The following is an 8568-nucleotide window of genomic DNA, read 5'->3' as shown; positions in this document are numbered from 1 at the left end:
ACAGTCTGGATGACGCACGGCGAAAGCTGGCCCTCTGGCGTTACGACGACAATGCGGTCAGACCGCACTCGTCCCTGGCCAACCAGACGCCGCAGCAAGCGCGCCGGACGCTTGAGCAATGTGAGGGGTCCGCGCCCGGCGCGTTTGCGCTAGACGGGGAAGCCGAATACCAAAATCCAACTTGCAGACTCTCGTCATGAGTGAGGGACTGGCAGGGGGCAGGTCAGTCACGTTCGGCATGGGCATTCCGCGGGGGCTTTTCGGGCTGGATGTAGGTCAGGGCGATGCCCCTGTTTTCGGCCCATTCCATGAGCGTGCCACTGACGTATTCCGGGCCGTTATCGACTCGAATGGTCTGAACCGCCCCCGTATTTCCGGAGAGAAAAACACTCAAAGGATGAGCCCCACGACGACGAGACGATTCACCCCCGCCTATCCGGCCGAGCTGCGCGAACGCGGCGGCCAGATTTGGGCTGTACCGGTCACAGGTCTCGCCGACGTCGAATGCCCGACAGGCCAGCCCGATGCTGGCGACCTTCATCGCCACCACTTTCACGGCCAGCTTTCGGCGTCGAGCTGGCCGCGTCACTTTTCCCAAGGCTTCTTTCAGCAGATCGTTCTGCATGCTGACGTCGGCGCCCTTTCCCCTGAGCGCCGCGGCTCGAGAAAGGACGGGAAACAAGAGCCGGTGCGCAGGTGCGGGATGCGCAGTTCAACGCGGCCGGCCCGGGTCTGCCAGTCCCGGTCGCGGTCACCGTTCCGCTGCGCCAGCCGGTCACCGCGCTTCGCGCCCTAGGCACCGGTCTTGGTGCCGACCTCCAGTTCCATCAGCCGTTCGGCGGCAAAGCCGATCATTTCGCGCAGCAGGTCGGCATCTGCGCTCTTCGCGACAAGCGCACGCAGGTCCACCATGGGCTTGGACATCCGGTTCGGGTAGGCTCAGCAACCCGACCCTACCGGGAAACCCGATGGCCACCGCCAACCCCACCACGCCAAGGGACGTCATCCCCGGTCCGCTGGGTTCTTCAGGCGACAGGCTCGGACCGCACCCCGGCTTCGGTCAGGATCAGGTCGAGGGGGATGTCATGCGGCTGCGGATAGATCGTCGGAAGCTGCGCCGTGTCGAAACCGACGCCAATGGCAAAGGGTTTCGGCTCCAGCGCCGCAAGTGTCCGGTCGAAATAGCCCCCGCCATAGCCCAGGCGATAGCCGTCCACCGACCAGCCGACCAGCGGCGCAAGGGTGATGTCGGGTGTGACGACGGGCGCGTCAGGGGGCGGGACGGGAATGTTCCAGTCGCCGCGTACCATCTGCGTTTCGGGCGTCCAGCGGCGGAAGGTGAGTGGGGCGGCCTTGACCTCCACCAGCGGCAGGGCGACGGTCACGCCCGCTGCGTGCAATTCAGCCATCAGGGGCCGCAGGTCGGGCTCGCCCTTGATCGGCCAATAGGCAGAAAAGACCATGTCCCGCGCGCCGTCGAACCGGTCGTGCAGGACCTGCCGCAGATGCCCCGCCAGCGCCGCACCGACCGCCTGCCGCTCGGCCACCGACAATGCCTGGCGTGCATCGCGCAGGCGCTTGCGTTCGGCCTTGCGCCAGCGCGCGACGTCGCGTGCCTGGTCCGGGTCCACCCCCAGCGGATCGAAGTAGTCCGGCGCGATGTCCGCGGCAGAACAGGGCGGGGAGGAAAACCCGCTTTGGCAGCGGAAGCTGTCCTTTTCGTCGGTCATGTCAGGGCCCCGGTCTTCTGAATGTTCTGCGCCCGGGCGACCATGTCGGCCAGACGCTTGCCCGCGGGCGGAATATCGTGGATGCTCGACGCGCTTTGGCCGGCATATAGCGCCATTGCCTCGAGGTCGCCTGTCGTTGTCCGCAGCGGCGAATCCGTGCTGAAGCGCAGGCGCGGCTGGTCCGCGTCCCAGGCAATGGTCTCGCGCGGCAGGGCGCCGGGATCATGGCCCATGTAATTGCCCGCCAGCCCCTGCGTGACGCTGTTGCCGATGACCCGGACCGCCGCGCCCTTGGGCCAGTTCAACACGAAAATGTCGGTCAGGACCGTGTCCTCGCCGGTCGCCTCGACCACGCGCGCCTTGTGATAGGGGTGGGCAAAGGATTCCTCGGTGGCCAGGAACGCCGTTCCGCATTGCACGCCACTGGCGCCCATGGCCAGCGCCTCGGCCAGATCCTCGCCCGTCGCGATCCCGCCGGAGACGACAACCGGCAGGCGCGTGCGGGCCAGGATATCCTTGGCAAGCGCAAAGGCAGGGCGGCGCCCGTGGACGTGCCCGCCTGACTCGATGCCCTGGGCGATGATCACGTCCGCCCCGGCGTCTTCGGCCATCGTTGCCGCCTCCAGCGTGCCGACCTGGTGCAGCACGAGGCAACCGGCCTGTTTCACCCGCGCCACCACCTCGGGCATCACGTCCCAGAAGAAGGTGAAGGCGGTCACCCCGAGATCGAGACAGCAGGCGATCTGCGCGTCGAGCAACCCCGGCTCTGTCGCCGCCGGGATCAGGTTGACGGCAAACGGACGGTCGGTCGCGGCGCGCAAGGCGGTGATCTCTTCGGCGATCAGACTCGGCGCTTCGCGCACCATGCCCAGCATCCCGTAGCCGCCCGCGGTGGACACCGCCGCCGCCAACTCCCATCGCGACACGCCACCCATTCCGGCCAGCAGAACGGGCACCTCGCATCCCAGAAGATCGCAAAGCGGTGTTCGCAGCGATCGGCCCGTCATGTCACGCCTCCTGTTCCAGCCATCGGCGCAGGTAGTCGCGCAGCACGACGGCATTGTTGTGATCCTCGTCCTTGGAGGCATAGAGCAGTGTGACCACACCGTCCTGCGCATATCCGGCAAGGTCACGCACCAAATCGTCATGACCGTCCAGTTCCGCCTCGTACCGGGTGCGAAAGTCGTCCCATTGGTCGGGATTGTCGTGAAACCAGTGCCGCAAGTCGTCGCTTGGCGCGATCTCCTTGATCCACTCGGCCAGCCGCGCCCGGTCTTTCGCCACGCCGCGGGGCCAGAGCCTGTCGACCAGGATGCGCTTGCCATCCGACACACGCACGGCGCGGTAGATGCGCTTGATGCGGATGCGTTCGGCAGGGGTTTCTGGGATGGGGGGTCTTTCTGGCATCAGGGGCCTCTGATCACGACAGCGACGGCGCGTTTCCGGGCTTTGCATTCGCGACCGCCATATGCAGGGACCGCGCGATCCGTTCGGCCCGCACGATGACATGCGCGGCACCCTCGGGCGCACAGACGTCATGGGCGGTCTTGCGAAACGGCGCCAGCCAGCGGCCGAAAAGATCCCGGGTCACGGGCAGGACGGTATGCGCCGGGATGGGCGACCCGTGGTCTCGGCCGGTCATCAGCGCGACCGACGACCAGAAGGCCACCATCCGCTGCTGGTGCGGGCCCCGATCCGAAATGCGGGCGTCGAAGTTCGGGCCAAGCTTCGGATCGGCGCGCATATGGTCGTAGACCCCATTCACCAGTTCGATGAGCTTGGCCCCGTTCAATCCCGTCTGCGCCATGATTTCGGCGGTCAGATCCGGACGCGCGGAGGGGATTTCGGGGCCGGCGGATGACATGGACTCCTCCTGGATCTGAACTTGCATCCAATGATACATCTGGTAATTTGGCATTTCAAATACCAATTCATGACGGCGAAGACGCGATGGATCCCACCAATTTTGCCGATTGCGGTCTGCGGATGCCGATGCGCGTGGCCAGCGCGCCGGACCGGGCCTTTGTCGTCAACCTGACCCCGGCGGCGGCAGGCCGAGATCCGATTCACTCCGGACGAGAAAAGACCGACCCTTGCCGATACCGCGCTTCCGGGCGTGGCGGCGGCCTGACCCGGCAAGACAGCCACAAACGACGAAAGGACCTCAAGATGACAGCATGGCTGCCCACCCTCACCACCGCAACGCCCCAAGAGGGCTATGAGCTTGCCGTCAAACTCGCGCGCGTGGCGGTGAAGCTGACGCAACCGGATGCCGAGGTGCGCGACCGGCTGCGCCCCGAGTATGCCGAGGATTCCGACGCCCTGATCGCCATCAGCCAGATCGTTGCCACCCATTTCGCCACGGTCGCCGCGGCGAACGGATATTGGCGCGACAAGTCATGAGCGAGGTCGAGCACGACGGGGAACAGTTCATCGTGGACGCGCAGGTGCTGTCCCGTGCCTTCAACCTGCCGCCCGAGGACATCCGCGCCCGCATGCAGGCCGGTCAGATCACCTCTGTCTGCGAAACGGGCGAGGGCGAGGATGCGGGCCGCTGGCGGCTGACCTTCCGGCACCAGGGCCGGGCCCTGCGGCTGATCGTGGACGCCAATGCCCAGATCCTGAGCCGCGCGACCTTTCCGGTAAGCCAACCACCGGCCGAGGGACGGGCGGGCTCCGACCCTGCAAACGGCCCGACGACACCAGGGAAAGGCTGATCCGAAGATTTCTGCGAACCTTTCCGGCCCGGGTGCATCCAAGAGACAGGTGCCCGCGTTTGCGGTGGCGCCGGAATTCGAAAGGACCCGACATGAAATCTTTATCCCTGATCGCCGCGACCGTCCTCGCCTTTTCCGCCAGCAGCGCCCTGGCGCAGGATGACGAGGCCCTGCAAATGGCACCTCCGGGCGAACCCTACATCCAGGTCAGCGATGCGCTGCCCCTGCCGGAATTCATTCCCGGTCTCGGCACGCTCTTCGTCAATCCCGAGGCGCTGCCCGCGGGGCCATTCCTGGCTTATGACCGCGACGGCAAGCTTTCGGCCACGATCTACATGACGCCGCTGGAAGAGCTGCAAAACGGCACCGCCTATGACGGGCTGGGCCTGGGCAATTCCACGGTGACCTCGGTCGACATCTACTACAATGCCGGCCACCCCGGCGTGGAAAAGCCGCATGCCCACGTTGTGCTGTTCCATGACGGTGAGGCCAAATCGAGGCTCGCCGAGTGATGGCCCGGCGCAGACAAGTCCTGATGCTCGGGGGTGGCGTGCTTGCCGCCCTCGGGTTCCCGCGCCTGCTGCCCGCCGCCCCGGTCGAGACCGTCGAGATGAAGGGCACCGCGCGCGGCGAACGGGTCTGGTTCGCGCCGATGGGGCTTGCCGTTGCCGTGGGCACAACCCTGCGGTTCATCAATCGCGACCCCGGCAACAGCCATACCTCCACCGCCTACCACCCCGAGGTTTTCGACCGCCTGTCGCGCATCCCTGCAAAGGCAACGCCCTGGGACAGCGACTTCCTGCTGCCCGACGACAGCTTTGAGGTCACGCTGACCGTGCCCGGCGTCTATGACTACTACTGCATCCCGCACGAGATGGCCGGCATGGTCGGGCGGATCGTTGTGGGACGGCCCGGCGATCCCGGCTGGCAAGGCCCGGCGCAGGAAAGCGACGACCTCGACCCGGAAATCCTTGCCGCCTTTCCGTCGATGGAGGAGATCCTCGCCAAGGGCTGGATCGTGAAAGGGGAAGCGCCATGACCGCGGCCTCCAAAGTCAGACCTCATGACCCGGCCCCGATCCGCAAGGCGCGCGAGGCCGACCTGATCGCTGCGGCGCTGGCGCGGTCCGAGGATTCGGTGCGCGAGCTGATCCGCCGCAACAACCCGCGCCTCTTCCGGGTGGCCCGCGGCATCGTCTCCAGCGACGCCGAGGCCGAGGATGTGGTGCAGGACACCTACATGGCAGCGTTCAAGACGCTGGACAAGTTCCGGGGCCAGTCCGCGTTTTCCACCTGGATTACCCGCATCGCGATCAACACCGCGCTGATGCACCAGCGTCGGCAACGCCCCGAAGAAGAGTACGATACTGTGACCGAAAGCGAAGCCATGTCCGTCCTGCCCTTCCCGGGGCAGGCATCCGAGACTGCCGAGGCGCGGCTGGGGCGGCACCAGTTGCGGGATCTTCTGGAGCAGGCGGTCGCCGGGTTGCCGCCGGAGTTGCGGCTGGTCTTCGTCATGAGCGAGGCCGAAGGCATGAAGGGCAAGGAGATCGCACGCGACCTCGACCTCAACCCGATCACCGTCAAGACACGCCTGTTTCGCGCGCGACGGTGGCTGCGGGCCGATCTGGAGCGGCGTGTGAAGGGCGGGTTCGACGCGATCTTTCCCTTCGACGGGATGCGCTGCGCCAACATGGCGGATCGCGTGGTGCGGGGGCTGGACGAGGACGGGTTCCTGTAGGGGGCAAGGCCGTGGAATGTTGCGGCCCTTTCTGTTTGTCGCCAAACTGATCGGCCAGGTCGTGTCGGCAATAGGGATTCGAACCGCGCGGCAAGCGTGGTTCAAGCTGGCAACTGCGATGGAGACCAGCTTGGCACGAGATCTGATGATGGACGAGGAATGGGCGTTCTGTGAGCGGGAAATCCTTCCAGTCCGCGCTGAGGTGGTCCCCGTTTCCCGGACAGGTTGGCGGCGTTGCCAAGCTTGCCTGTTGATCTTGCCGCGGCCCTTGCACCTTGTTGGCTCCGCGGAATTCGGGGTGGCGAGGATCTGACCGCAGGTCGCAGGCAGTCCCGGGCTCTGTCGATCACGCGCCCAACAGGGAGGCAAGCGCGCGTCGGGAGCGGGTGACGTCAGCCAGCGTATAACGATCCAGAGTCGCGAAGAATGCGTCCTGCGCCTGCGCCAGAGGCTCGCGCAACCCGCAGGCGGGCAGGATCAGGCAGGATTTGTCCGTGCCAAAGCATTCCGCCACCGGGTCGTTGCGCTTCATCGCCCGGACAACGTCGCCGACGCGGATCTGGTCTGCTGGCCGCGCAAGCGTGAGACCGCCGTTGCGGCCCCTTTCCGAGATGACAAACCCCTCGCGGGCAAGCTGGGTCGCGACTTTCGAAAGGTGGTTTTCCGACACCCCGAAGGTTGCCGCGATCTGTGAGGTCGACACCCGTTCGGGCGCGCGCACCGCCAGTGTCATGAGAGTGCGCAGGGCGTAGTCTGTGAACTTGTCCAGTTGCATCGGTAATATTTAGCATTTGCAATGCGCAATTAAAAGCGATAGATAATGCGCATGGAAAATGCCTATTAAGGAGAGTCCAGGTGAAACTGTCGGAAGTGTTTCTCTATCCGGGCACCAAGTGCTGCGAACGACTGGGTGTGAACCCCGAGTCGGATGCAGGTCTGATCCGCTGGATGTTCAACACGATCATCTATACCGTGGTCGGAATCGTTGTCGTCTGGATCATCGTGGCATGACGATGCCGCCGCGCATCGCCGTCACCGAGGCGCAGATCGACCGGGTCGTTTCGCAGTTCTACACCCGCGCCCGTGCGCACCCCGCTCTTGGGCCGATCTTTGCGGCGCATGTGTCCGACTGGCCGACGCACGAGGAAAAGATCGGCAGGTTCTGGCGCAACGCGCTCTTGTTGCAGCGCTGCTATGACGGCAATCCGATGCAGGTCCACTTGGCGGCAGGCAACATCGGGGCCGCGCATTTTCCGGTCTGGCTTTCGCTGTTCGATGCGGTGCTCGAGCGCGAGTTGCCAGAGCCCCTGGCGCAGGCATGGTCCGCGCTTGCGCACCGGATCGGACGGGGCCTGAGCTATGGGTTGCCTCCGGAACAGGGGAGCGACGTGCCCCACCTTGAGTCGATCCGGACCGGGAAGACCCTGGCGGGGGGATCCAACCGCTAGTGCGGGCACTCCGCCTGGCCGAAGCGCCGCAGACCCTGCGGAACGGCAGGCTCGCCGATTGCGCAGGTGTGTCCAGACGCCGGGGTGGATGGGGCTGGCCAAAGGTAACGCGCTCTGGCAGTCGTGGCCTGAACTGCCCTGGTTCGGTGGACTACAATGCTCGACATTCTTCTCCTGCTTCTTGCGGCCTTTGCGGCCGGTGTGGTGAACACCATCGCCGGGGGTGGCACGTTTCTGACCTTTCCCGCGCTTGTCTTTACCGGAATGCCCCCGGTCCTGGCCAACGCCACCAGCGCCGTTGCGGTGTTTCCCGGCTACCTGGGCGGGGCGCTTGGGTTTCGCGACGAGATCGCGCGCCTCGACCGCCGTGCCCTGATCCGGATGACGGTCACTGCGCTGTCGGGCGGTCTGGCCGGAGCGGGGCTGTTGCTGGTGTCGTCCGACGCAGCCTTTGCCGCTGTCGTTCCCTTCCTGCTGATCGGGGCCACGGCGGTGTTCGTCTGGGGCGATCGCCTGCGGGCGTGGCTGGCCCGTTCGTCACGCGGGATCGCTGCCTATGGCGCACCGGGGCTGTTTCTCGTCGCCCTCTACGGCGGCTATTTCAACGGCGGCTTGGGCATCGTTCTGCTGGCGCTCTTCACCCTCTGGGGGATGGCCGACATCCACCAGATGAACGGCCTGAAGAACGCCCTGTCCTTTGCCGTCTCGGCGATCTCGGTCACCGTCTTTGCCGTCGCGGGCCTGGTGGCCTGGCCGCAGGCGGTGGCGATGATGGTCGCCGCGACGGTCGGCGGCTATGCCGGCGCGCCGTTGTCCAGAATACTGCCCCGGACCGCCGTGCGCGGCGCCATCGCCGTCGCCGGCTTCGGGACGGGTGCGGTGTTTCTCTGGCGCCTGGTGGTCTGAGCGGTCGCGGCCGTCGCGGCCAAGGAT

General features: G+C 65.8%; 14 protein-coding genes and 2 pseudogenes. 9 read left to right on the top strand and 7 right to left on the bottom strand.

Annotated features, from left to right (window positions below; translation table 11 throughout):
• The coding region (locus MAA8898_RS20635) for an integrase core domain-containing protein (protein WP_141194901.1) at positions 1-200 on the top strand (200 nt) is incomplete at its 5' end.
• A gap of 29 nt (positions 201-229) precedes the next feature.
• Here the strand turns inward: MAA8898_RS20635 and MAA8898_RS25930 are convergent.
• The 6 genes and pseudogenes from MAA8898_RS25930 to MAA8898_RS20605 all read right to left on the bottom strand — a co-directional run.
• A pseudogene (locus MAA8898_RS25930) lies at positions 230-367 on the bottom strand (IS3 family transposase); the annotation flags it as partial.
• Positions 368-627: 260 nt separating this feature from the next.
• Positions 628-924, bottom strand: a pseudogene (locus MAA8898_RS20625) (transposase); the annotation flags it as partial.
• Positions 925-1025: 101 nt separating this feature from the next.
• A complete protein-coding gene (locus tag MAA8898_RS20620; protein ID WP_094022913.1) occupies positions 1026-1730 on the bottom strand; it encodes a 5-formyltetrahydrofolate cyclo-ligase in 705 nt (234 codons plus the stop codon).
• The gene (locus MAA8898_RS20615) at positions 1727-2737 is read right to left on the bottom strand and encodes an NAD(P)H-dependent flavin oxidoreductase (RefSeq protein ID WP_094022912.1); all 1011 of its coding nucleotides are present in this window, start codon (positions 2735-2737) and stop codon (positions 1727-1729) included. The genes MAA8898_RS20620 and MAA8898_RS20615 overlap by 4 nt, the downstream gene beginning before the upstream one ends.
• 1 nt (position 2738) lies before the next feature.
• Entirely contained in the window at positions 2739-3137 is a 399-nt protein-coding gene (locus MAA8898_RS20610) for a DUF488 domain-containing protein (RefSeq protein ID WP_176445258.1), read from the bottom strand.
• A gap of 13 nt (positions 3138-3150) precedes the next feature.
• Complete coding sequence (locus tag MAA8898_RS20605) at positions 3151-3660, bottom strand: group III truncated hemoglobin (protein WP_245853523.1); 510 nt, start codon at positions 3658-3660, stop codon at positions 3151-3153.
• A 56-nt stretch (positions 3661-3716) separates the two neighbouring features.
• On the opposite strand from MAA8898_RS20605, the gene MAA8898_RS26865 reads away from it, so the two are divergent.
• The 5 genes from MAA8898_RS26865 (at position 3717) to MAA8898_RS20580 (ending at position 6187) form a co-directional block, all read left to right on the top strand.
• Complete coding sequence (locus MAA8898_RS26865) at positions 3717-4133, top strand: hexameric tyrosine-coordinated heme protein (RefSeq protein WP_245853521.1); 417 nt, start codon at positions 3717-3719, stop codon at positions 4131-4133.
• Positions 4130-4447: a DUF6522 family protein gene (locus MAA8898_RS20595; RefSeq protein WP_094022911.1), complete on the top strand. Its 318-nt coding sequence runs from the start codon at positions 4130-4132 to the stop codon at positions 4445-4447. Before MAA8898_RS26865 ends, MAA8898_RS20595 begins: the two co-directional genes overlap by 4 nt.
• 92 nt (positions 4448-4539) lie before the next feature.
• Entirely contained in the window at positions 4540-4959 is a 420-nt protein-coding gene (locus MAA8898_RS20590; RefSeq protein ID WP_094022910.1) for a hypothetical protein, read from the top strand.
• Positions 4959-5486, top strand: a complete 528-nt coding sequence (locus tag MAA8898_RS20585; RefSeq protein ID WP_176445257.1) for a plastocyanin/azurin family copper-binding protein — start codon at positions 4959-4961, stop codon at positions 5484-5486. Before MAA8898_RS20590 ends, MAA8898_RS20585 begins: the two co-directional genes overlap by 1 nt.
• Positions 5483-6187, top strand: coding sequence for an RNA polymerase sigma factor (locus MAA8898_RS20580; protein WP_094022908.1), 705 nt, complete (start codon positions 5483-5485; stop codon positions 6185-6187). The genes MAA8898_RS20585 and MAA8898_RS20580 overlap by 4 nt, the downstream gene beginning before the upstream one ends.
• Positions 6188-6533: 346 nt before the next feature.
• Here MAA8898_RS20580 and MAA8898_RS20570 read toward each other — a convergent pair whose 3' ends face one another.
• On the bottom strand, positions 6534-6962 hold the full coding sequence (locus MAA8898_RS20570; RefSeq protein ID WP_094022906.1) for an RrF2 family transcriptional regulator: 429 nt from the start codon (positions 6960-6962) through the stop codon (positions 6534-6536).
• A gap of 80 nt (positions 6963-7042) precedes the next feature.
• Between MAA8898_RS20570 and MAA8898_RS26400 the strand changes: the two genes are divergently transcribed.
• The 3 genes from MAA8898_RS26400 to MAA8898_RS20560 all read left to right on the top strand — a co-directional run bounded on the left by MAA8898_RS26400 (position 7043) and on the right by MAA8898_RS20560 (position 8541).
• On the top strand, positions 7043-7198 hold the full coding sequence (locus MAA8898_RS26400; protein ID WP_176445256.1) for a hypothetical protein: 156 nt from the start codon (positions 7043-7045) through the stop codon (positions 7196-7198).
• Entirely contained in the window at positions 7195-7635 is a 441-nt protein-coding gene (locus MAA8898_RS20565) for a group III truncated hemoglobin (RefSeq protein ID WP_245853519.1), read from the top strand. Before MAA8898_RS26400 ends, MAA8898_RS20565 begins: the two co-directional genes overlap by 4 nt.
• 156 nt (positions 7636-7791) lie before the next feature.
• Positions 7792-8541, top strand: a complete 750-nt coding sequence (locus tag MAA8898_RS20560) for a sulfite exporter TauE/SafE family protein (RefSeq protein ID WP_094022905.1) — start codon at positions 7792-7794, stop codon at positions 8539-8541.
• Positions 8542-8568: the final 27 nt, after the last annotated feature.

This window comes from Antarctobacter aquimaris (assembly GCF_900184945.1).
In the GTDB taxonomy this organism is placed as follows: domain Bacteria; phylum Pseudomonadota; class Alphaproteobacteria; order Rhodobacterales; family Rhodobacteraceae; genus Maliponia; species Maliponia aquimaris.
This window is presented reverse-complemented; position numbering and strand designations above follow the sequence as displayed.

What these genes read in the sequence shown, in the direction of transcription:
- MAA8898_RS20570 (WP_094022906.1), bottom strand. Translation starts at nt 6,962, where the DNA reads ATGCAACTGGACAAGTTCACAGACTACGCCCTGCGCACTCTCATGACA.
- MAA8898_RS26865 (WP_245853521.1), top strand. Translation starts at nt 3,717, where the DNA reads ATGCCGATGCGCGTGGCCAGCGCGCCGGACCGGGCCTTTGTCGTCAAC.
- MAA8898_RS20595 (WP_094022911.1), top strand. Translation starts at nt 4,130, where the DNA reads ATGAGCGAGGTCGAGCACGACGGGGAACAGTTCATCGTGGACGCGCAG.
- MAA8898_RS20615 (WP_094022912.1), bottom strand. Translation starts at nt 2,737, where the DNA reads ATGACGGGCCGATCGCTGCGAACACCGCTTTGCGATCTTCTGGGATGC.
- MAA8898_RS20560 (WP_094022905.1), top strand. Translation starts at nt 7,792, where the DNA reads ATGCTCGACATTCTTCTCCTGCTTCTTGCGGCCTTTGCGGCCGGTGTG.
- MAA8898_RS20590 (WP_094022910.1), top strand. Translation starts at nt 4,540, where the DNA reads ATGAAATCTTTATCCCTGATCGCCGCGACCGTCCTCGCCTTTTCCGCC.
- MAA8898_RS20580 (WP_094022908.1), top strand. Translation starts at nt 5,483, where the DNA reads ATGACCGCGGCCTCCAAAGTCAGACCTCATGACCCGGCCCCGATCCGC.
- MAA8898_RS20565 (WP_245853519.1), top strand. Translation starts at nt 7,195, where the DNA reads ATGACGATGCCGCCGCGCATCGCCGTCACCGAGGCGCAGATCGACCGG.
- MAA8898_RS20585 (WP_176445257.1), top strand. Translation starts at nt 4,959, where the DNA reads ATGGCCCGGCGCAGACAAGTCCTGATGCTCGGGGGTGGCGTGCTTGCC.
- MAA8898_RS20620 (WP_094022913.1), bottom strand. Translation starts at nt 1,730, where the DNA reads ATGACCGACGAAAAGGACAGCTTCCGCTGCCAAAGCGGGTTTTCCTCC.
- MAA8898_RS20610 (WP_176445258.1), bottom strand. Translation starts at nt 3,137, where the DNA reads ATGCCAGAAAGACCCCCCATCCCAGAAACCCCTGCCGAACGCATCCGC.